Annotated in this window: 19 protein-coding genes, 3 tRNA genes and 1 rRNA gene; 21 read left to right on the top strand and 2 right to left on the bottom strand. The window is 57.5% G+C overall.

Going from position 1 to position 21,267, the window contains the following annotated elements; translation table 11 throughout:
* Nucleotides 1-23: 23 nt before the first annotated feature.
* The gene (locus tag F4X57_07725) at nucleotides 24-1,187 is read right to left on the bottom strand and encodes a pyridoxal phosphate-dependent aminotransferase (protein ID MYC07043.1); all 1,164 of its coding nucleotides are present in this window, start codon (nucleotides 1,185-1,187) and stop codon (nucleotides 24-26) included.
* Between the two features lie 224 nt (nucleotides 1,188-1,411).
* Between F4X57_07725 and ispH the strand changes: the two genes are divergently transcribed.
* From ispH to F4X57_07710, 3 genes are all read left to right on the top strand, one after another.
* The gene (gene ispH, locus F4X57_07720) at nucleotides 1,412-2,314 is read left to right on the top strand and encodes a 4-hydroxy-3-methylbut-2-enyl diphosphate reductase (protein MYC07042.1); all 903 of its coding nucleotides are present in this window, start codon (nucleotides 1,412-1,414) and stop codon (nucleotides 2,312-2,314) included.
* 135 nt (nucleotides 2,315-2,449) lie between these two features.
* On the top strand, nucleotides 2,450-3,142 hold the full coding sequence (locus F4X57_07715) for a 2-phosphosulfolactate phosphatase (protein MYC07041.1): 693 nt from the start codon (nucleotides 2,450-2,452) through the stop codon (nucleotides 3,140-3,142).
* A gap of 117 nt (nucleotides 3,143-3,259) precedes the next feature.
* The gene (locus F4X57_07710; protein MYC07040.1) at nucleotides 3,260-4,192 is read left to right on the top strand and encodes an aldo/keto reductase; all 933 of its coding nucleotides are present in this window, start codon (nucleotides 3,260-3,262) and stop codon (nucleotides 4,190-4,192) included.
* A 119-nt stretch (nucleotides 4,193-4,311) separates the two neighbouring features.
* On the opposite strand, the gene F4X57_07705 is transcribed toward F4X57_07710, so the two are convergent.
* Nucleotides 4,312-5,046 (bottom strand): DUF2071 domain-containing protein, encoded by a 735-nt coding sequence (locus F4X57_07705; GenBank protein MYC07039.1) that lies wholly within the window; start codon nucleotides 5,044-5,046, stop codon nucleotides 4,312-4,314.
* Nucleotides 5,047-5,303: 257 nt separating this feature from the next.
* Between F4X57_07705 and rrf the strand changes: the two genes are divergently transcribed.
* The 18 genes from rrf (at nucleotide 5,304) to rplK (ending at nucleotide 21,193) form a co-directional block, all read left to right on the top strand.
* Nucleotides 5,304-5,420, top strand: a 5S ribosomal RNA gene (gene rrf, locus F4X57_07700).
* Nucleotides 5,421-5,541: 121 nt separating this feature from the next.
* Complete coding sequence (locus F4X57_07695; protein ID MYC07038.1) at nucleotides 5,542-6,750, top strand: amino acid ABC transporter substrate-binding protein; 1,209 nt, start codon at nucleotides 5,542-5,544, stop codon at nucleotides 6,748-6,750.
* A 297-nt stretch (nucleotides 6,751-7,047) separates the two neighbouring features.
* The gene (locus F4X57_07690; protein ID MYC07037.1) at nucleotides 7,048-8,238 is read left to right on the top strand and encodes an ABC transporter permease subunit; all 1,191 of its coding nucleotides are present in this window, start codon (nucleotides 7,048-7,050) and stop codon (nucleotides 8,236-8,238) included.
* Between the two features lie 9 nt (nucleotides 8,239-8,247).
* Nucleotides 8,248-9,495 carry an amino acid ABC transporter permease gene (locus F4X57_07685; GenBank protein ID MYC07036.1) on the top strand — a complete coding sequence of 416 codons (1,248 nt, stop codon included), beginning with the start codon at nucleotides 8,248-8,250 and terminating at the stop codon, nucleotides 9,493-9,495.
* A gap of 161 nt (nucleotides 9,496-9,656) precedes the next feature.
* Nucleotides 9,657-10,412 carry an amino acid ABC transporter ATP-binding protein gene (locus tag F4X57_07680; protein ID MYC07035.1) on the top strand — a complete coding sequence of 252 codons (756 nt, stop codon included), beginning with the start codon at nucleotides 9,657-9,659 and terminating at the stop codon, nucleotides 10,410-10,412.
* A 140-nt stretch (nucleotides 10,413-10,552) separates the two neighbouring features.
* Nucleotides 10,553-11,935, top strand: a complete 1,383-nt coding sequence (locus F4X57_07675) for a S1 RNA-binding domain-containing protein (protein ID MYC07034.1) — start codon at nucleotides 10,553-10,555, stop codon at nucleotides 11,933-11,935.
* Nucleotides 11,936-11,974: 39 nt separating this feature from the next.
* A complete protein-coding gene (locus tag F4X57_07670; protein ID MYC07033.1) occupies nucleotides 11,975-14,449 on the top strand; it encodes an ATP-dependent Clp protease ATP-binding subunit in 2,475 nt (824 codons plus the stop codon).
* A 355-nt stretch (nucleotides 14,450-14,804) separates the two neighbouring features.
* Nucleotides 14,805-16,193 (top strand): DNA repair protein RadA, encoded by a 1,389-nt coding sequence (radA, locus tag F4X57_07665; protein MYC07032.1) that lies wholly within the window; start codon nucleotides 14,805-14,807, stop codon nucleotides 16,191-16,193.
* Nucleotides 16,194-16,215: 22 nt separating this feature from the next.
* A complete protein-coding gene (gene larC, locus F4X57_07660; protein MYC07031.1) occupies nucleotides 16,216-17,406 on the top strand; it encodes a nickel pincer cofactor biosynthesis protein LarC in 1,191 nt (396 codons plus the stop codon).
* A 164-nt stretch (nucleotides 17,407-17,570) separates the two neighbouring features.
* On the top strand, nucleotides 17,571-17,870 hold the full coding sequence (locus tag F4X57_07655) for an HNH endonuclease (GenBank protein ID MYC07030.1): 300 nt from the start codon (nucleotides 17,571-17,573) through the stop codon (nucleotides 17,868-17,870).
* A 177-nt stretch (nucleotides 17,871-18,047) separates the two neighbouring features.
* A tRNA-Thr gene (locus F4X57_07650) sits at nucleotides 18,048-18,121 on the top strand.
* Nucleotides 18,122-18,236: 115 nt separating this feature from the next.
* Nucleotides 18,237-18,323 (top strand) — tRNA-Tyr (locus F4X57_07645).
* Nucleotides 18,324-18,373: 50 nt separating this feature from the next.
* Nucleotides 18,374-18,449, top strand: a tRNA-Thr gene (locus tag F4X57_07640).
* Between the two features lie 22 nt (nucleotides 18,450-18,471).
* Complete coding sequence (tuf, locus tag F4X57_07635) at nucleotides 18,472-19,665, top strand: elongation factor Tu (GenBank protein ID MYC07029.1); 1,194 nt, start codon at nucleotides 18,472-18,474, stop codon at nucleotides 19,663-19,665.
* A 75-nt stretch (nucleotides 19,666-19,740) separates the two neighbouring features.
* Nucleotides 19,741-19,914, top strand: coding sequence for a 50S ribosomal protein L33 (rpmG, locus tag F4X57_07630; protein ID MYC07028.1), 174 nt, complete (start codon nucleotides 19,741-19,743; stop codon nucleotides 19,912-19,914).
* 6 nt (nucleotides 19,915-19,920) lie between these two features.
* Nucleotides 19,921-20,157 (top strand): preprotein translocase subunit SecE, encoded by a 237-nt coding sequence (secE, locus tag F4X57_07625; protein ID MYC07027.1) that lies wholly within the window; start codon nucleotides 19,921-19,923, stop codon nucleotides 20,155-20,157.
* A gap of 11 nt (nucleotides 20,158-20,168) precedes the next feature.
* Nucleotides 20,169-20,726, top strand: a complete 558-nt coding sequence (gene nusG, locus F4X57_07620; GenBank protein ID MYC07026.1) for a transcription termination/antitermination factor NusG — start codon at nucleotides 20,169-20,171, stop codon at nucleotides 20,724-20,726.
* A 41-nt stretch (nucleotides 20,727-20,767) separates the two neighbouring features.
* Nucleotides 20,768-21,193, top strand: coding sequence for a 50S ribosomal protein L11 (gene rplK, locus F4X57_07615; protein MYC07025.1), 426 nt, complete (start codon nucleotides 20,768-20,770; stop codon nucleotides 21,191-21,193).
* The last annotated feature ends 74 nt before the right edge of the window (nucleotides 21,194-21,267 follow it).

Genomic DNA, 21,267 nt, shown 5'->3' with positions numbered 1-21,267 from the left:
CGACGGTGTGGTGAAGGGCGTCGTTAAAGGGATTGAACGAAGCGGTCGAGCCGGCGGAGCGCCTCTTCGATGTTTTCCACCGAGTTGGCGAACGAGAAACGCACGAAGCCGTTGCCGTATTGCCCGAACGACTCGCCTGCCAGACACGCGACGCCCGCTTCTTGCAGCGCGCGGTCGGCGAAGTCTCTGCTGCTCAGCCCGGTGCCTTCGATATTGGGGAAGGCGTAGAATGCGCCCTTTGGCGTGGCGCAGCGAATGCCATCTATCGCGTTCAGCCCGTCAACGATGATGTGCCGCCGCCGCGCGAACTCTTCGACCATGCTGTTCGGCGCGTCCTGTGGACCGACAATCGCTTCGAGCGCGGCATATTGCGTAAAGCTCGCCGTGCAAGAAACGCTGTTCGTAACCAGTCGAGAAATCGGCTCGACCAGTTCCGTCGGCATCACGCCGTAGCCCGCGCGCCAGCCAGTCATCGCGTATGTCTTGGAAAAGCCATCGAGAATAATCGTGCGGTCGCGCATATCGGGGAATGCTGAGATGCTGTGGTGCGTGCCTTCAAATAGGAAGCGAATGTATATTTCGTCTGACAGCACGATAATGTCGTGCTCTTTCGCCAGATTAGCCAGCGCCTCGAGCTGCTTTCGCTCGATCACACTGCCGCAAGGATTGTTCGGCGAGTTGACAATCATCAGCTTCGTTTTGTCCGTAATTTGCCCGGCGACCTCGTCCATATCGATGTTGAAGTCCAGCGATTCGTGCAGGCGCATCGGCACCGGTACGCCGCCGGCGAAGCTAATCATAGATTCGTAGATCGGGAAGCCCGGGTTGGGGTACAGGACTTCGTCGCCGTAGTCCACGAGGGCGAGCATTATGAAGAACATAATCGGCTTGCCGCCGGGCGTGATGACCACATTGTCGCCGGTTACGGAGATGCCGCGCGTGTCGGCTATTTCCTGCGCGATAGATGCGCGAACATCAGGGAATCCGGGCGATGGACCGTAGTGCGTTTCGCCGCGCCGGAGTGCAGTAACGCCCGCTTCGACGATGTTCTCCGGCGTGTCGAAGTCCGGCTCGCCGATTTCCAGATGTATAACATCCATTCCTTCGGCTTCCAGACGACGCGCCTTCGCCAAGACCTCGAAGGCGGTTTCGGTTCCCAGTCGGCTCATTCGCTCGGCAAGCTTCATTTGCGTTCCCCCAGCCCGGCGCATTCAGATGCTACAATCGACAACGCTCTGACATATTATAGACAGGTTATATCGTATATGAAACTGTTAAACGGTGCGGTGAATGAACTCGCATCGGCTTTTGCCGTCTCCGTCAAGGGCTAAAGTTGGGAAGGGTGTTATGTCGTGTGATAACATTGAACTACTTTACAGCCCAGACCCGATGATCAAAAAGGGAGGGACGAATGAAGGTTTACATAGGCGCGCCAAGGGGATTTTGCGCCGGTGTTGTCCGAGCGATTGACATCGTGGAGATTGCGCTTGAGCGGTACGGCGCGCCCATATATGTAAAGCACCAGATTGTGCACAACCAGTATGTCGTCGGTGCGCTTGAGGCGAAGGGCGCGGTTACGGTGGAAGATGTTGACGACATACCTGAAGGCGCCCGCGTGGTGTTCTCTGCGCACGGCTCGCCGCCTGAAGACTTTGCCAAAGCAAAGGCGCGCAGTCTGCGAGTGGTCGATGCGACATGCCCGCTTGTCACGAAGGTGCACAACGAGGCGATTCGATACGACAATGAAGACCGGCGCATCATCCTCGTCGGGCATCGCGGGCATCAGGAAGTCAAGGGCACGATGGGGCAGACGGACATGCACCTCATCGACGACCGCGAAGAGCTTGACCTGCCGGACTGGGACGACACCACGCCCATCGCCGTGCTAACGCAGACTACACTATCAGTGGACGACACGCAGCGTTCCATCGACAATATCCAAAGCAAGTTTCCGGATACTATTGTCCGCAACGACCTGTGCTATGCGACGACGAACCGCCAGTCGGCGGTCAAGGATATGACTGCACAGGTTGACTTGGTGCTTGTCATTGGCGCGGACAATAGCTCGAACTGCAATCGCCTGCGCGAAGTCGCGGAATCTGCCGGCGTGCCCGCATATCTTATAGACGACGCAGGCGGTCTGCGCGACGAATGGCTCGAAGGCGTGGAACATGTCGGAATAACATCAGGTGCATCGACTCCGGAATACTTGGTGCAGAACATCATCAATCGTCTGCAGCCTGAAGAAATAATCGAAGTGGGCATGGGCATGGAAGATATATCCTTTGTGCTGCCCCCGGAAATGCGCGATTAGTCTGCGCGCGCCGGATTGGCAAGTTGGCGTGCGAGCCATGCGCGAATCAACAAGGCAATTGTGGTCAAAGCAATAGCAGCTAATCCATGTGCGATACGCCCATACATAATAAGTTAAAACGACAGAGGTAATAGGTTGGAGATACGAATAGGTAGCTTGCTCAGGGGAGCGCAGGAAGCGCGCGGTACGGTGGTGATAGTTGATGTGTTTCGCGCGTTTACCACGGCGGCGGTCGCTTTCAGGAACGGCGCGGAGAAAATTGTGCTGGTTGCGGAAGTGGACGAGGCGCTGCAGCTGCGAGAGAACGGCGTTGGCGAGATGTGCATCGGCGAGGTGAATGGCATCCGCCCGGATGGGTTCGATATGGGCAACTCGCCCTACGAAATGCTAGACTCCAATGTGGGTGGCAAGACGCTAATACAGTCCACGCGCGCCGGAACGGTCGGCATGAGCGCAGCAGCGAACGCCTCGCAGATATATGCCGGCTCACTGGTCATCGCCAAGGCGACCGCGAATGCCATACTACGAGACGACCCCGACCTCGTAACCATCGTGGCGATGGGTTGGGAAGCACGTATCAGTGCGGACGAAGACGAGCAGTGCGCGTTCTATATGCGCAATCTATTGCAGGGACGGCAGCCTGACCGCGACGCCGTTCGCGCGCTGGTGCTCGCCGGTGAAGAATCGCAGAAGTTCGACGACCCGTCGCAGCCGCAGTATCACCCGGAAGACCGCGACATCGCGCTGCAAATCGACAGCGTGGACTTTGCTATCAAAGTGGAACGAGAGGATGGGCTGCTAGTTGCGCGACGGTGGGACTTGGACTGAACGATTTAGGCTGAACGACAAAAGCAAGATTGCCTTTAGACTTGCTATGCTCCATCCTAACCTTTCCCCTTTTGGGAGTAGGAATTTTGGGGAACTGAACTGAAAGGAATAGGGAAATTGGAATATCGTTATCTGGGCAAGTCGGGTTTGAAGGTCTCGGCTATTGGTTTGGGCACGAACAACTTCGGTCGCAGACTAGACGCGGACGCTACGGCGCTCGTCATTAACCACGCCTTGGATATGGGCGTTACTATGATCGACACATCCAATAGCTACGGCGATGGTTACTCCGAGGACTACATCGGACGCGCGCTGAAGGGCAAGCGCGACAAGGCAGTCATCGCTACTAAAGTGTCGAGCACAGTGGGCGACGGCCCCAATGACGGCGGCAACTCTCGGCAGCACATCATGGCGGCGGTGGAAGACAGCCTGTGTCGCCTGCAGACCGACTACATCGACCTGTACCAGATACACTGGCACGACCCCAATGTGCCAATCGAAGAGACACTGCGCGCGCTGGACGACCTCGTGCGGCAGGGCAAGGTTCGCTATATCGGCTGCTCCAACTTCACGGCTTGGCAAGTTTGCGAGGCGGCGTGGACATCGCGGTCTCTGGGCGTCGCATCGTTCGCGAGCGTGCAGCCGCGCTACAGCCTGATGGACAGGGAAATCGAGACCGAGCTTGTGCCGTTCTGCGATGCGTACGGCGTGGGAATACTGCCGTACTATCCGCTGGCGAACGGCTTCCTGACGGGCAAGTACCGTCGTGGAGAAGCAGTGCCGACGGGAACGCGCCTAGCGGAGAACGACCGCGGCATGTTCACCGACGCCAACTTCGACCTGCTGGACAAGCTAGAGGCGTTCTGCGAGGCGCGCGGGCATACGGTGCTGGAGCTGGCGTTCGCCTGGCTGCTCGCCAACGACGCCGTAAGCTCCGTAATCGCCGGCGCGACCCGCGTAGAGCAAATCATCGCCAACGCAAGAGCGGCGTCGTGGCAGCTTACCGCCGACGAAGTGGCAGAGGTGAACGCGATAGTCGAAGCGGCGTAAGGTAAGGGTGTCTAAATCCGATTTCTGCAGGCGCCTTAACGTGAGTCCCTTCCCAATCTGCGAGAAGGTCAGGATGGGACGATAGAAACTCAGCTACTCAAGACTATTCGTAATCTTCCCTATATCCGAACGCCCTTGCGCACGATGACCGGCGAACCGTCCGCAAGCAGAGCAGAGTCCGGTGTATTACCGATGTGGTCCGCGAACTCGCCGCCGTACAGCCGCTCGACATCGCAGTGCAGCGTGGCGTTGTCGATGCGCCGGATGTGCCAGCGTGGGTGCTCGACTTCGTACTCAAGCGTGCCGCCGTCTCGCTGCGCGGCGTATCCCCAGTAATGCTCCGCGATGAACTCTTCCTCGCTGCCGTCGCGGATTAGGTGCGGCGCGTCCGCCGCTTGAACGCGAAGGCTGTGGGTGAAATCCGTCTGCCGCCATTCGTATGAAACCGCCAAGCCCGCGCCTTGCCGCTCTACGCTGTGGCTTGTGGGCAAGGTCGTGTAGTTCTCGTTGTACAGCGCACGCGCGACGAAAGTAACGGCGCGCTTGGGCACGATTTCCTTGATGAAGACCACGCCGCGTCGCACTTCACCCGCGACCTCACGGCGCACATAGAAGCGCAGGTTGATTTCCTCGAAGTCGCGATGAAACGGCACTGGCACGCCGTACAGTCGTGTATCGCGAAACAACAGCCCGACGACGCTGATGTAGTGCTTGCCGCGCCAAGTATCGAGCACCGTGCCGGCGGGCAAGTACGGCTCAAGCGCTTCTGGCACGATTTCGTAGTTCAGCATCGCCAGATGCCGCCATTCGGTCGTTAGAAAGACGGGCGTTCGCGAACCCGAACCGCGTGCCATGTCGCGTCTGTGCTTTAGCAGGATGTACATGTCTTGGGCATCCTCATAATTGTGGATTGGCCGCTATCTCGCGCAAGCATTCTGTTCCTCATGCAATGATAGCATTCTTGGCATGTCCCTTTCCCTTTAGCGGCGGCATTAACGGCTGAATGCTAGGAATGGGGTAATAGGAATGTCGCATATAACCCGCATCGGAATCGCTGGAAATTCGTTGACACCGATTAGAATCTCTTGTAACATTGACTGCGATTAAGTCCTTTGGTGGTTCTAGCTAGATGGCCCCACCCGTTCCCATCCCGAACACGGAAGTGAAACGTCTCAGCGCCGACGATACTGCACCCGCAAGGATGTGGGAAAATAGGTCACTGCCAGAGGGCTTACCTTCTTTACCGACGAAATGGCGGGTTTTGCAGACCCCCAGTGAGTCTATCTCGAACAACTAATCCGTAGAGATTCCACGCGAATTGCGGTATTGTATAATGTATCGGCAATGGAATGGGAATAAGAATAAACAAGAAAGGAAATTGTATGACCATTCGCAATAGTCTATTGGTAATGCTGATAGTCGCTGGCGTTCTGGCGCTTGTCGCGTGCCAGCAGCAAGCAGATAGCAGCGCCGAACTCGCGGACGCACAAGCCGCGTTAGTGGCAGCAGAGACTAGGATTACAGGACTTGAGCAAGAGCTCGCCGACGCGCAAGCATCCGGCGGCGACGCAATGATGATGATGGAATCCGGCGACAGGCTCGCCGCAGTCAAAGAGCGCGGCAGAGTCATCTGCGCCAGCCGCAACGACGTCCCCGGCTACGGATCCTTGGACAACAACAACAACAATGTCGGCTTTGACATTGACCTGTGCCGCGCCCTTGCGGCAGCGGTGCTGGGCGACCCGAACGCCATTGAGATTCGGCTAATCAGCGCGGCAGAGCGCGGTCCCACGATTCAGTCCGGCGAAGTCGATATGCTGGTTCGCACGGTTACCTGGACTACTAGCCGCGACGCGCAGTGGGGCAACTATGCGCAGACGATGTTTTACGACGGGCAGGGCTTCCTGGTCAACAAGGGGCTCGGAGTATCCAGCGCGCTCGAACTTAAGGACGCTACCGTGTGCGTGACGCAGGGCACGACGACCGAGTTGAACCTGCAAGACTTCTCCAACCAGAACAATCTGAACATCACCCCGCTTACGTTTGAAGACACGGACGCCGTAGTCGCCGCTTATCAAAGCGAGCAGTGCGACGCCTTCACTAACGACCGCTCTCAGCTTGCGGCTATCAGTTCCGCTTTCGCCAACAAGGACGACCATGTAATCCTGCCGGAGACTATATCTGAAGAGCCTCTGGGCCCGGTAGTGCCGCATGGCGACGACCAGTGGTTTGACGTTGTGAAGACCGTAATGGCGATTCTTATCTACGGCGAGGCATACGGTCTGACTTCAGGCGACATGAATCCTGGCGACAACACTGCCGCCAAGCGTCTGCTAGGAGACGAAGGTAGTTTCGGACAGGAAAGTTTGGGACTAAGCCAGACAGTAGCGCGTGATGTACTTGGCGCTGTGGGCAACTACGGTGAGATTTATGACCGTAACCTAGGTCCGGACGGCATCAACCTGCCGCGCGAGGGCGGCCGCAACGCTCTATGGGCTGACGCTCCATGCGCTGACTGCCCGAAGGGTGGACAGATATACGCCGCGCCCCCGCGCTAACCCCGCGCTGGCGATACGCGCAAATATCGGCTACGGCTGATTAAGTGAAAATAAGAGCGGCTGGTGACCAACCAGCCGCTCTTTCTTTGTGTGCGTGAAATTAACGTCGATGCACAGGATAGGCAGAATTGGATGGCAAGGAATCGGACTGCCATTTCGAACGCAGCGCAGCGGGGTGAGAAATCTTGCATTCGCCCTATAACGAAATGCCAATTACCCCGTGTGGGATTATAAAAATCGTTGAAACATGTGGTAGGATTACGGCGCAAGCAATATAGGCGCGGAGAATCTGCTTAGATGATGCGAAATCTGACATATCAAGGAATCCCCGTATGGAGACACGCCCAAGTGATTCAGTGGGCGTCTCAGATAGTGTCGGGCATTCTGGTTGTAGTGTTGGTGTCGTGGTTCTTTATCAACATCGGCAACGCGATAGACGATAGGGAAATCCCATACGGCTTCAGCTTCCTTGACCGCGCATACCAGACACCCATCGGGCAGCACTTCCTTTCGTACGAGTCGTCCGACACATTCTTGTATGCCTTCTTCGTTGCGTTCACCAACACTGTGTTTGTGTCGATAGTCGGCGTGATACTTGCCACTGCGCTGGGCATTGTCGTGGGCGTGATGCGGCTGTCCAGCAACTGGCTTGTCGCCAAGATTGCCACGGCGTACGTAGAATTCTTCCGCAATGTGCCGTTGCTGGTTCAGCTATTCTTTTGGTTCTACATCATGCTCGCCTTGCCTCCCGTGCGCGAAGGCTATGTGGTGCTCGGCAACCTGTACATCAACAACGCGGGAGTCTCCACGCCGTTCCCCGTGCCGGTAAGAGGCGATGCGACGCTGATATGGCTGGCACTGTTCGCTGCCTCTATCTTCGCTGGCTTCGTGGTGCATCGCTTCAGAACGCGCCATGAAGAGCTAACGGGCGCGTCGTCGTATCCGGTCGTATTCGGCTTTGTTACTGCGATACTCGGCGCCGCAGTTGGCTGGGTTGTCGTGATGGCGGCGATGGGCGCGATGCCGTTCGTAATCTCCGTCCCCGAACCGCAAGGTGCATTCGGACGCATCGCAGGCGGATTCACGGCATCGGCCGGGCTGCTTGCGCTGTTGATCGGTCTGGTCATATACACATCGTCGTTCATCGCGGAGATTGTGCGCGCGGGCATTCAGTCCGTCAACAGAGGGCAGACCGAAGCGGCGCGCGCTCTGGGCTTGTCGCCGATGGTGACACTGCGCAATGTAACATTCCCGCAGGCGCTCCGCGTCATCATCCCGCCGCTCATCAGCCAATACCTGAACCTGACGAAGAACAGCAGCCTCGCCGGCGCAATAGGATATTCAGACTTGACGAATGTGGCAAAAACGATGACACAGACGGCACCAGCAGTTTCCATATTCATCCTGATAATGCTCGCGTACCTATTTTTGAGCCTTTCGTATTCGCTAATCGGCAACCTGTATAACCGATACACTAGGTTCGCCTGAGGGTAGTCGATGGTAGTTAGCAGCGCGCCTCCTCCGGACCAACTCCCACCTCCTCGATACGATGGAGGCGCATCCGCTTGGATTCGCGAGAATCTATTCTCGTCGTTCTCTAGCGGCGTCCTCACAGTCGTCTCGGGCATACTGATACTCATCGCCGCATGGTTCTCCCTCAGCTGGGCGCTGCTTGGCGGCGCGGACTGGACTGTGATAGCGACCGTAGGCGGCGGTTTCTTCATCGGACAATACAACACCGAACTCGCATGCCCGGGGCAGAACTGCTTCTGGCGACCACAGGCCGGGCTGATACTCGTGACCGTGCTGCTAGGCATGGCATGGGGATTGTCCGGCGCGGTAGGCAAGAAGATTGCGCTGTCGGTCGCGATAGTGTCGGCGGCGCTCGCATTCCTGCCGTATAGCTTCGAGCGTATGGGTATGGACGTGCGGATCTTGCTGCTCGCCAACCTGCCCGCGGTGTTCGTCGGTTGGGCGCTGGTGCGGTACACATCTCTGATCACCGTGCAACGCGTCGTGATATTCGGCGTCATCGTATTCCTGCTGATTCTCGTCCTGCTGCGCGGCATCCCCGGAGTACCCGGTTTGCAGCCCGTGTCCGTGGTGAACTGGGGCGGCCTCATGCTCAACCTGCTGCTTGCGGTCGCGGGTATCGTGCTAAGCCTGCCGATCGGCATCGCACTTGCGCTAGGGCGGCGCAGTAACCTTCCCATCGTGAAGCTGCTCTGCGTTGTGTTCATCGAGATATTCCGCGGCGTGCCGCTGATAACGCTGCTGTTCATGTCGCAGGTGCTTGTGCCGCTTGCGTTTCCTGAGGACTTTCCGCAGAATTCGGTGTTCCGCGCGGCGATAATCATCACGCTGTTCAGCTCGGCGTACATGGCGGAGAACATACGCGGCGGCTTGCAGGCGCTGTCTCGCGGTCAGGTAGAAGCGGCGCGCGCTCTGGGTCTCGCCGGCTGGCAGACGACGCTGCTCATCGAATTGCCGCAAGCAGTGCGAAATGTGATACCCGCAATCGTCGGACAGTTCATCGCGCTGTTCAAGGACACCAGCCTCGTCTATATCATCGGCATGCTCGATGTAGTAGAAATCGGCAGGGCGTTCATTCAGGGCAACCCTGAATACTTGGGCAACGCGCGTGAGCTGTTCATCTTCCTGTCGATAGTATTCTGGATTTTCACCTACAGCATGTCGTATGTGAGCGGGCGAATAGAAGATCGCCTAGGCGTGGGCAGGCGATAATTATCAGTGATGGCATGTCAGTGATGATGGTTGTCCGCGGCGGCTTGCAATTTCACGACACTTGCTAAGCGATTTTGGCGAACAATCATCGAAAACAGTCTGTGGAGTGTCGGCAGCAACGGAGGTATTCCATGGCAACGAATGGCGCAACTAACGGCAGTATGGCAGACGGCGGTTCGGACGAAGTTGAAGACATAATCGTCTGCCGCAATGTGAACAAGTGGTTCGGTAACTTTCAGGCGCTGAAGGAAGTGACCACGACTGTCAAGCGCGGCGAGAAGGTCGTGGTGGTGGGCCCGTCCGGGTCTGGCAAATCGACATTTATTCGCACAATCAACCGGCTCGAAGAACATCAGAGCGGCGACATCATCGTTGACGGCATTGAGCTGTCGAAGGATGTGCGTAACATCGATGCCATTCGCAGCGAAGTTGGCATGGTGTTCCAGCAGTTCAACCTGTTCCCGCATCTGACCGTCATGGACAACATTACCTTGGCTCCGATGAAGGTTCGCCACCGGTCGCGCGACGAAGCGGAAGAAGTCGGGATGGAGCTGCTGACGCGAGTCGGCATACCGGATCAGGCACGTAAATTCCCGAGCGAGCTGTCCGGTGGTCAGCAGCAGCGCGTTGCCATTGCCCGCGCGCTGGCGATGCAGCCGAAGGTAATGCTTTTTGACGAGCCGACATCCGCGCTCGACCCGGAGATGATTAACGAAGTGCTGGATGCGATGCGCGAACTGGCGTACTCTGGCATGACGATGATTATCGTCACACACGAGATCGGCTTCGCGCGGGAAGTCGCGGACAGAATCATCATGATGGACGAAGGGCGCATCGTGGAAGAAAACACCGCGAACGACTTCTTCGACAACCCCAAGAGCGAGCGAACCAGGCTATTCCTGTCTCAGATACTCTAGGAAATGCTGATTTGCGTCCGATTTGCCTGGCTTTGCACAGGCAGATGCGCCGATTTCGCGCCCAAAGCCCGCCTTTACACATCTGCGCCATAAGAATATAATGGTCAGATAGTTAAACTCTACGAAAGGCCCATAGTTCAGTGACATCAGAATCTTCGTCAGACGACTCCGCCATCATGCAAAATCCCGCCGAGGAACAGGAAGCGGTGGCTTCACAGGCAGAGCCTGCTGAGGCACCAGTCGCAGAGGCTACCGCAGCCGCGCCCCAAGCCCCGGAAGAGACACCACCACCACCAGTAACCGAAGCGGAGGTTTCGGCGCTCGCGTACGCGGACGTCGATGACGACGACGCTTTCGACTTCGAGGAGGATGAGGAATCAGATGTCCAGGACATGGGGCAGTTATTAGACTCCATGGAGCCTATCAAGCCCCTTCGCCGCGGTGAAGTCGTCGATGGCGAGGTTATGGGCTTTTCCGAAGACGGCGGCATCCTCGTGAACATCGGGCACAAGTCCGAAGGCGTGGTGCAGCAGCGCGAAATGCGTAGCCTCAGCGAGGAAGAGTACAACAACCTAGGCATAGGCGACAAAATCATCACCTACGTGCTGCGACCGGAGTCTGCGGACAACGCCGCCATTCTGTCTATAGACCGCGCGCTGGGCGAGACAGGCTGGCGCGAGCTTGAGAAGTGCCTTGAAGACAACGAGACTGTCGAAGGCAGCATCCTTGGCTTCAACAAGGGCGGCGCAATCGTCGATGTTCGCAAGGTGCAGGGATTCGTCCCGATGTCGCAGCTGGTTAGTGTACCGCGTGACATCTTCCGCGATAGGTCGGAGACCGAAGAAGACGCTGAAGCGGAAAATCGGCGCATGGAACGTCAGGCGGAAGAAACCGGCAAGACGCTTCAGTTGAAGATTTTGGAGATTAACCGCAGCCGCAACCGCGCAATCTTCTCCGAGCGCCAAGCCGTGCAGGAATGGCGAGACGCGCAGAAGGCGCGCCTTGTGGAAGAGTTGCAAGTCGGCGAGACGCGCAAGGGCGTCGTTACCGGCATCAGCAGCTTTGGCGCGTTCGTTGATCTGGGTGGCGCGGACGGTCTCGTGCACATATCCGAGATGTCCTGGGGGCCTGTCGCCAAGCCGGAGGATGTCGTGTCCATTGGCGACGAACTGGATGTGTTTGTCCTCAGAGTTGATATTGAAAACAAGAAAATCGCGCTCAGCCTGCGAAGGCTTGAGCCGGAACCTTGGGAGACGATTCACGAGCGCCTGCATGTGGACGACATCGTGGACGCGCAGATAACCAAGCTTACGAACTTTGGCGCATTTGCTCGCGTCGAGGGCAACATCGAAGGGCTGATTCACATTTCCGAGCTTTCCGACCGCGTTATCGGGCATCCGCGCGAGGTCGTGCAGGAAGGCGAAGACGTGAAGTTGAAGGTGCTGCGAATTGAGCCGGAACGGCGCAGGCTGGGCTTGAGCCTGAAGCAGACCATGGACAACCCGTTTTTGAACTATAATTAGAATATCGAGCTACACTGAACTCCTCTCGGGAGAGATGCAATGGCAAGCAGATTCGAGAAGTTTACGGAGAGGGCGCGCAGAGTCTTATCGCTGGCGCAGGAAGAGGCTCAGCGTTTCAATCACAACTACATCGGCACGGAGCATATTCTGCTCGGTCTTGTCCGCGAGACGGACGGTGTAGCGGCGCGAGTGCTCTCAAACCTCGATGTGGAGTTGCATAAGGTGCGCTCCGCCGTCGAGTTCATCATCGGGCGCGGCGAGCGCTCCACACCGGGCGAAATCGGTTTGACCCCGCGCGCGAAGAAGGTCATAGAGCTTGCCGTGGACGAAGCCCGGCGACTCAACCACCACTATATCGGCACGGAGCACTTGCTCATCGGGCTGATGCGCGAAGGAGAAGGTGTCGCAGCCGGCGTACTCGAAAGCCTTGGCATCAACTTGGACAAGATTCGCGGCGAAACCAGCCGACTACTGTCCCAGTCGTCGCAGAGCCCACAGGGCAGTGGCAGGCGCAGCCGGAACAAGAGCCAGACACCGATGCTCGACGAGCTGGGCGTTGACCTCACGAAGCAAGCCCGCGAAGGCAAGCTCGATCCGACGGTTGGCAGAAGCAACGAAATCCAGCGCGTAACGCAGATACTCAGCCGCCGCACAAAGAATAACCCCGTGCTAGTCGGCGAGCCTGGCGTGGGCAAGACTGCAATCGTCGAAGGGCTCGCGCACCTCATCGCTGAGAACAAGGTCCCGACGACCTTGCAAGGCAAGCGTCTCGTTACGCTCGACATGGGTTCGCTTGTGGCAGGTACGAAGTACCGCGGCGAATTTGAAGAGCGCCTCAAGAAGGTTGTCAAGGAAATCACCGAGTCCGGCAAGTGCATCCTGTTCATTGACGAAGTGCATACCATGGTTGGCGCAGGTGCGGCAGAAGGCGCAGTCGATGCCGCGAACATCCTCAAGCCATCGCTCGCACGGGGCGAACTGCAAACAATCGGCGCCACCACACCTGACGAATACCGCAAATACCTCGAGCGTGACAGCGCCCTAGAGCGCCGCTTCCAGCCTGTCCGCGTTGAAGAACCTTCCGTTGACGAATCCGTTGAAATCCTGAAGGGCATCAAGGGCGAGTACGAGAAGCATCACGACCTGCAGATTTCTTTCGACGCGCTGAAGGCGGCGGCAAGCATGGCGGCGCGCTTCATCTCCGATAGAGCGCTGCCCGATAAGGCGATTGACCTCATCGACGAAGCGGCATCGCGAGTGCGCATCAATAATTCCGAGCAGCCGCTTTCCCTCACCGAAGTTTCCAATATGCTCGACCGCGTGCGCCGCGAAAAGGACGAGGCGATTTCCACGCGCCAGTACGAGCAGGCGGCAGAGCTCCGCGAGCGCGAGATGAGCCTGCAGCTAAAGATGGAATCGCTGCAATCCGATTGGGAGACCGAGCGCAGTAGCAACGCGCCCGTCGTTACCGAAGACGACATAGCCGAAGTGGTGAATATGTGGACGGGCATCCCGGTGGCGCGTCTGGCGTCAACGGAATCTGAGCGCCTGGTCAACATGGAAGACTCGCTGCGCAACCAAGTGTCCGGCCAGGACGAGGCGATCACCATCATCTCCAAAGCCGTGCGCCGCGCAAGGGCGGGCTTGAAGAACCCGAAGCGCCCGACCGGCGTGTTCCTGTTCCTCGGGCCGACCGGCGTTGGCAAGACATACCTGGTGCAAAAGCTCGCCGAGTTCATGTTCGGCAGCGAAGAATCGATGATCCGCATTGATATGTCCGAATTCATGGACAGGCACACGGTCGCGAGGCTCGTTGGCGCACCTCCGGGCTATGTCGGCTACGACGAGGGCGGGCAGCTCACCGAGGCGGTGCGGCGGCGCTCGTACAGCGTCATTCTACTCGACGAAATCGAGAAGGCGCATCCGGAAGTGTTCAACATCCTGCTCCAGATATTCGACGACGGACACCTGACCGACGCCAAGGGCCGGCGCGTCGATTTCCGCAACACGGTCATTGTAATGACCAGCAACATCGGCTCCGATCTCATCCGCCAAGACCGCTCAATGGGCTTCTTCGCGCGCGGCGAATCCGGCGGAACCGACGAGCAGGCGTACCTGCGTATGAAGAACAACGTGCTAGACGAAGTGAAGCGCTTCTTCCGCCCAGAGTTCCTGAACAGGATCGACGGGCAGGTGGTGTTCCACCCGCTAAGCCGCGAGCACATGCGCGAAATCGTCAAGCTGCAATTGCAGGATGTCAACGGCGAGCTCATCGAACAGGGCATCACTATGGAAGTGTCAGACGCCGCCCGCGACTGGCTCTCCGAGAACGGCTACGACCCGACATTCGGCGCCCGGCCGATGCGTCGCCTAATCCAAGACCATCTCGAAGATAAACTCTCAGACGCCATCATCGCCGGCGAACTCAGCCCCGGCGACACCGCTATCGTTGACATTAACGAAGACGAAGACGGCCTAGTTGTGCATGCCAAAGAGCCTGTGCCAGTGGCATAGCGCGAGTATCAACTAATCCCAAATAGATTGACCCGCCTGTGGTTTGCAGGCGGGTCTTTCTTGTTTTACCAAGTCTCGGACGCAGCCAGCAAAGAGAGAGAATTCTAAAGTCCCCAAGCGGCTTGCAGCGAAGATTTCATTTGCTTCGCGCTGCCCCGAATGACTTCGCGGGCAGTCGAGGCTGCCTACCGCAGTTCCCTCCAATCTTGAACAATGTTCAATTCCGTACCAATAGCACTTGACAAATGTTCTAAATCGCTATATTCTTCCTCACATATCGAACATTTGTAGCCATGCGCGGCAACATGCCTAACGCACAAAGACATGCAGGGCGCAAGACGAGGGGAGATTATCGATGCCCAAGACAAAGACCAGGACCGAGTTCGTGTGTACGGCTTGCGAGAATGTAACTGTCAAGTGGGAAGGGCAGTGTCGCAGTTGCAGTGCCTGGAACACCATCATTGAGCGCCGAGACGCTGGGCGATTCACTTGGCTGCGTAGCGACGCACAGGACGCGGTGCATCTGGCGGACGCATCGGTGGAAGATTTGCCGCGAATGAGCCTGTCATCTAGCGAGGTCAACCGTGTGCTGGGCGGAGGCATTGTGCCCGGTTCGCTGGTGCTGCTCGCCGGCGATCCCGGCATCGGCAAATCGACAATGCTGCTTCAGGTCGCGGAGGAAGTTGCACGGCGCTACTCATCGGTGTTCTACGTAACGGGCGAAGAGTCCGTGTCGCAGGTGAAGATGCGCGCCGACCGGCTAGGCATCGATGGGCAAAGCCTGTACATCTTGACGCAGACGAATGTTGAAGAAGTGCTTGCCAGACTGGACGAACGCCTGCCGGCGCTCGCCGTAATCGACTCGATCCAGACGATGTACGACCCCGCGCTGTCCTCGCATCCGGGCAATGTGTCGCAGATACGCGAGTGTGCCCGACGGCTGTTGGAATGGGGTAAAGCGAACAATGTGCCGATTATCCTGACTGGGCATGTAACCAAGGGCGGCGACATCGCCGGACCGCGCGTGCTAGAGCACATGGTTGACGCCGCGCTGTATATGGAGGGCGACGCCGTAAGTTCGTGGCGTCTGCTGCGCGCCGTGAAGAACCGCTTCGGCTCGACCAACGAAGTCGGCGTGCTAGAAATGACCGGCATGGGGCTGCGAGATGTTGAAGACCCATCCGAGAGTTTCTTGCTCGACAGACCAAAGGGCGCGATGGGTTCGGTCGTAGTGCCGATTCTGGAAGGCAACCGAGCGCTGCTTGTGGAAATACAAGCGCTCACCGCACCGTCCACGATTCCCACGCCGCGACGTGTCGCGACCGGATATGATTCGCACCGCCTGCTGCTGGTGTGCTCGGTTGCAATGCGCACCTGTGGCATACCGCTGTCCGACTACGACATAATAGTGAATGTAACCGGCGGGCTTAAGATAGCTGAGCCTGCGGCAGACTTGGGCGTCGCGTTGGCAATCGCGTCGAGCTTTAGAGGCGTGCCCATGCCGGGCGATGTGGCGTCCGTTGGCGAAGTCGGGCTGAGCGGCGAGATTCGCCGCGCGCCGCAGACCGAGCGGCGTGTGAAAGAGGCGGCGCGACTGGGATTCCGCAAGTGCCTCGTGCCCGGAAACACGGACGACAAAGCTTGCGGTGAAGAGGCCCTGTACTACCAGAGAGTTGACACTCTCGCACAAGCGATTAATATGTGCTTGCCGACAACACGGCACATCTCGGGCGCGGCAGCATAATTGCCGCTTGGGGAGGTACATATTGAGCAGCGCATATTTCCAGTGTATCGGAGGCGCGAGCGGTGACATGATTCTGGGCGCGCTGCTGGATGCGGGACTGTCGATAGATGACCTGCGCGGCGCACTGGCGAAACTTAACACTTCGGGCTACGCGCTCAAATCCCAGCGAGCGCAACGCGGCGGCTTGGAAGGCACGCATCTGGTAGTTGAACTAGAAGAACTCGGGCGCAAGTCGCACACTATCGGCGATTTCGTGAACATCGTGGAAACGTCAGGGCTATCCGACAGCGTTGTGAGGCAATCGCGTGATATATTCCTGCGGATTGGTGAAGCCGAAGCGCGTGTTCACGGCTCACAGCCGGGCGAGGCGCATCTGCATGAACTAGGCACGCTTGATACGTTGGTCGATGTGGTCGGCAGTGTCGCCGGCTTGGAAATGCTGGGCGTCGATAAGGTATATTGCTCCGCATTTCCTAGCGGCTCCGGTGTCGTCAGGTCTGCGCACGGCTTGCTGCCGGTTCCCGCGCCTGCGACTGCTGCGATATTCCAGATTGCGAATGCGCCTGTTGCCGCGCCGCCGAACAATGCGCACAACACCGGCGAAATGGTAACTCCAACAGGTGCGGCAATACTCACGACCATCGCTACATTCGAACATCCGCGATTGAATGTCAGTCGTATTGGGTATGGACTAGGCACACGCGACTCGCAGCAGTACCCGAACGCACTTGCGCTCTGGCTTGGAAGCGAACAGACTGCGAAATATAGCACCGGCGTTAAGATTATCGAAACTAACATCGACGACATGAGCGGCGAGATGCTGGGATATGTGCAAGAGCGGCTCTTTGAAATGGGCGCGCGCGATGTCTGGTTCACGCCGATTCAGATGAAGAAGAACCGCCCGGCGACGATGTTGAGCGTCATAGTGTCTGCCGACAAGGAGGCCGAGGCGGTCGAAGTGCTTATGCGGCAGACCTCGACGCTGGGCGTGCGAGTGCGACCGCTCGAACGCATTGAGGCGGAGCGCGAAGTCGTAAGCATTGACACTTCGCTCGGGAACGTCGCGGTGAAAATCAAGCGTTTGAATGGCGCCATCGTCAGTGTCGCTCCGGAGTATGAAGATGCGCGAGTCTGCGCGTTGCAACTTGACTTGCCTTTGCAAGAAGTGTTTAGCCGGATACAGCGCGAGGCGGAAAGCCAGTTGGGGATATGAGTGCGAACCTCTTGCATATATCCACGTGGAACACGGACAAATGCTGGCATTGTGGCGTTTCGGCGCTGCCATCAAGAGAGTATTGTTATGCCTGCAATCGCCCTGTGGCAAAACCTGACTTTTGTACAGTGTGTATGAGTATCCCTGCTGACGGCAGTAGCGGTATGTGCCGGTCGTGTAGGCGGACAGATACGAATAGAAGGCGACGGGTTTCACTTGCCAAGAAGCTGCAAGTCTTGGAGCGCGACAACTATCGCTGCGTTTATTGTGATGCAGATTTGCGGATAGTAGAAGCGAACATTGACCACATAATTTCCGTTGCTGACGGTGGAGGTAATTCCATTGAAAACCTTCAAGCGACTTGCTGGGAATGTAATCAATACAAGGGTGAAAGTAGCGACTGGCCAGACGAAAGTAGCGACTGGGTGGATCTCGCTGAGTATCAATTGCCAATGGACTTATGAAGAAGAGTGGTATCCGTTCAATCTTTCCTAACCTTACCCCAGAGCCGGAATGGACTAGCGCGATATTGTTGACCGCGTCGCGCATTGTTGGGTACAATGTAGTATGCATTTGGGTTAGCGCCTGGCGTCAGACCGCTAGCCTGATTTGTTGTCAGGGCTGAGAGCGCCTGTCGCGGTGCCCCAGTGGCGCAACCGGAAGCGCAGCCGACTTGTAATCGGCAGGTTAGTGGGTTCGAGTCCCCTCTGGGGCTTTTCTCTGTCCGATAGCGCATCGAAAGGTGCGACTGCGCCTGCTCAAGACGGCGTTTTTTGTTGGATTAGGCAATTGCCTGTGATAGACTAATTCCAGTTACCCGGCGACCACTCGGAGGGATGGGAGAGTGGCTAAATCCACCAGACTGTAAATCTGGCGCCCGACGGGCTACGCAGGTTCGAATCCTGCTCCCTCCACCACTCATTTCAATCAATTATCGGTATCCTAGATATTATAAATCAAATCTCGGGCCCACATAGCTCAGTCGGTAGAGCGCGTTCTTGGTAAGAACGAGGTCAGCAGTTCAAGTCTGCTTGTGGGCTCCACAATTGGAGGAAGATAGCGAGAATGGCTAAGCAAAGGTTTGAGAGGACGAAGCCGCATATCAATGTCGGCACGATCGGACACGTTGACCACGGTAAAACCACCCTTACGGCCGCTATAACCAGAGTGCTGAGCCAGGCCGGGCTTGCCGACTTCAGGGCTTTCGAGAGCATCGACAATGCTCCCGAAGAGCGTGAGCGCGGCGTTACGATCGCCATTCAGCATGTGGAGTACGAGACCGATAGTCGGCACTACGCCCACGTTGACTGCCCGGGCCACGCCGACTACATCAAGAACATGATCACCGGCGCGGCGCAGATGGACGGCGCTATCCTCGTCGTCAGCGCACCGGACGGCGCAATGCCGCAGACCCGCGAGCACATCCTGCTCGCCCGTCAGGTGGAAGTTCCCGCTATGGTCGTCGCACTCAACAAAGTTGATATGATGGACGACGAAGAGCTGCTGGAACTCGTGGAGCTGGAACTCGATGAGCTCCTCTCCGAGTACGGTTTCGAGAATGTACCCATCGTCCGCGTCAGTGCGCTTAACGCCTTGGAAGCCGAAGAGACCGACCGCGACTCCGAATGGGGCAAGGGTATCTGGGAGCTGATGGACGCCGTTGATGAGAACATCCCCATGCCCGAGCGCCCGAGCGACCAGCCGTTCCTGATGCCGATCGAGGACGTGTTCAGCATCAAGGGTCGTGGCACCGTTGTTACGGGTCGAGTCGAAAAAGGCATCGTCAAGGTCGGCGACCAGGTTGAGATCGTGGGCATCAAGGACACGACCACAACCACCGTTACGGGCGTCGAGATGTTCCACAAGCTGATGGACGAGGCAGAGCCCGGCGATGCGGTCGGCGTGCTGTTGCGCGGAGTTGACCGCGACGAGGTTGAGCGCGGGCAGGTGCTCGCAGCGCCCGGCAGCATTCAGCCGCACACCGACTACGAAGCGCAGGTGTATGTGCTGAGCAAGGAAGAAGGCGGACGGCACACCCCGTTCTTCAACGGCTACAAGCCGCAGTTCTTCATCCGAACCACCGACGTGACCGGCGAGATTAACTTGCCCGACGGCACAGAAATGGTTATGCCCGGAGACAACATCGAGATGAATGTCAAGCTTATCACCCCTGTCGCGGCAGACGAGCAGCTTCGCTTCGCAGTGCGCGAGGGCGGCCGCACCGTCGGCTCTGGTGTCATCACCAAAATCAACCAATAGCGCACGATCAATTTACGCAGGGCTGTGGTGCTCATCACAGCCCTGCGTTTTTGGCGTGAGAGAGGCGAAACAGATATGGCGCGTAGGGTGGGGAATCGCATCATCATCAATCTGAGCTGCGTCGATTGCCGTGAAAGGACATACCATTCCACTAAGAATCGGCGCAACGACCCGCAGCGTATCGAGCTGAAAAAGTTCTGCCCACACCCACGGTGCAGGACTCACAAGTTGCACAGAGAGGTCAGGTAGGCAACGATGGCTACCAATCCAAGCACGCCACGAAGGCTTGGGAATCGCTCGGCTCGCAGGACGTTCGGGCTGTCCGGCATCACCGAAATCGTCTCGGAGCTCCGCCGTGTAACATGGCCCTCCTACGAAGAGACATTCCGGCTGTCCGTGATGGTCATTGCGGTCTCAATCGCTGTCGGTGCATTTCTCGGCGCGGTTGACTTGGGCTTTTCCAGTCTGTTCGACATAATTCTGGGGTCCTAGATAGTATGAACATGACCGAAGGAACCGAACAGCCTCGCTGGTACGTGTTGCACGCGTATTCCGGGCACGAGGGCCGCGTAAAGCAGAACCTCGAACAGCGTGTGTCTAACTTTGACATGGGGCACAAGATTCTAGAAGTGTTCGTCCCGCAGGAAGAAGAGATCGAGATTCAAGGCGGCCAACGCAAGACGATTCCGCAGCGTGTCTTCCCCGGATACATCTTCGTACATATGCGAATGGATGACGAAAGTTGGCATATAGTCCGTGACACTCCCGGCGTTACCGGCTTCGTATCTGCGGAAGATGACAGCGAGGCGCGGCAGCGGCCCGTACCGCTGGACTCGCACGAAGAGCAGACCATTCTCGGCTTTAAGGACACCGATCAGCCGCGTGTCCGCGTTGGCTTCACGAAGGGACAGGCGGTGCGAATCACTGACGGCCCATTCCTGGACTTTATGGGCGTGGTCGATGATGTGCACGCAGACAGAACCAAGTTGAAGGTGCTAGTCTCGTTCTTCGGGCGCGAAACGCCTGTGGAGTTGGACTTCCTTCAGGTTGAACGCGCCTAACTTCTATTGGCATGGCGGCTATGGGGAAAAGGACAAATTAGTTGGCTAAGAAAGTAATGACGGTCATCAAGCTCCAGATAGAGGCGGGCAAAGCCACGCCTGCGCCGCCTGTTGGACCTGCGCTCGGTCAGCACGGCGTCAATATCATGGGCTTCGTGAAGGACTACAATGAGCGCACTTCGTCGCAAGCCGGCAACATCGTTCCTGTGGAGATTACGGTCTTCGAGGATCGCTCATTCACATTCATAACGAAGAGCCCGCCAGCTTCCGATCTGCTGCGGAAAGCCGCTAACATCGAGAAGGGCAGCGGCAATCCGCTCGCTGAAAAGGTCGCGCGCATTCCTAGAGACAGGATTCGGGAGATCGCCGAAGTGAAGATGGACGACCTAAACGCCGCCGACATCGAGGGCGCGATGCGCATCATCGAAGGCACGGCGCGAAGTATGGGAATCGAAGTACGAAATTAGCCCGGCGGGGTGTATAGCCCAGCACGACTAATGCGATTGCTGACATTCATTCAGACGACTCCCAGATAGGACAC

The organism is Chloroflexota bacterium, assembly GCA_009840355.1.
In the GTDB taxonomy this organism is placed as follows: domain Bacteria; phylum Chloroflexota; class Dehalococcoidia; order Lucifugimonadales; family JADFKI01; genus Bin90.
Note: the sequence above shows the minus strand (reverse complement) of the source record. Positions and strands in the feature narration are given on the sequence as shown.

Bases quoted from the DNA above. Each gene is read 5' to 3' on its own strand.
- F4X57_07725 (MYC07043.1), bottom strand. From the start codon at position 1,187: ATGAAGCTTGCCGAGCGAATGAGCCGACTGGGAACCGAAACCGCCTTC.
- ispH (MYC07042.1), top strand. From the start codon at position 1,412: ATGAAGGTTTACATAGGCGCGCCAAGGGGATTTTGCGCCGGTGTTGTC.
- F4X57_07705 (MYC07039.1), bottom strand. From the start codon at position 5,046: ATGGCACGCGGTTCGGGTTCGCGAACGCCCGTCTTTCTAACGACCGAA.
- F4X57_07695 (MYC07038.1), top strand. From the start codon at position 5,542: ATGGGAATAAGAATAAACAAGAAAGGAAATTGTATGACCATTCGCAAT.
- F4X57_07690 (MYC07037.1), top strand. From the start codon at position 7,048: ATGATGCGAAATCTGACATATCAAGGAATCCCCGTATGGAGACACGCC.
- F4X57_07685 (MYC07036.1), top strand. From the start codon at position 8,248: ATGGTAGTTAGCAGCGCGCCTCCTCCGGACCAACTCCCACCTCCTCGA.
- F4X57_07680 (MYC07035.1), top strand. From the start codon at position 9,657: ATGGCAGACGGCGGTTCGGACGAAGTTGAAGACATAATCGTCTGCCGC.
- F4X57_07670 (MYC07033.1), top strand. From the start codon at position 11,975: ATGGCAAGCAGATTCGAGAAGTTTACGGAGAGGGCGCGCAGAGTCTTA.
- radA (MYC07032.1), top strand. From the start codon at position 14,805: ATGCCCAAGACAAAGACCAGGACCGAGTTCGTGTGTACGGCTTGCGAG.
- F4X57_07655 (MYC07030.1), top strand. From the start codon at position 17,571: ATGTGCCGGTCGTGTAGGCGGACAGATACGAATAGAAGGCGACGGGTT.
- tuf (MYC07029.1), top strand. From the start codon at position 18,472: ATGGCTAAGCAAAGGTTTGAGAGGACGAAGCCGCATATCAATGTCGGC.
- rpmG (MYC07028.1), top strand. From the start codon at position 19,741: ATGGCGCGTAGGGTGGGGAATCGCATCATCATCAATCTGAGCTGCGTC.
- secE (MYC07027.1), top strand. From the start codon at position 19,921: ATGGCTACCAATCCAAGCACGCCACGAAGGCTTGGGAATCGCTCGGCT.
- nusG (MYC07026.1), top strand. From the start codon at position 20,169: ATGACCGAAGGAACCGAACAGCCTCGCTGGTACGTGTTGCACGCGTAT.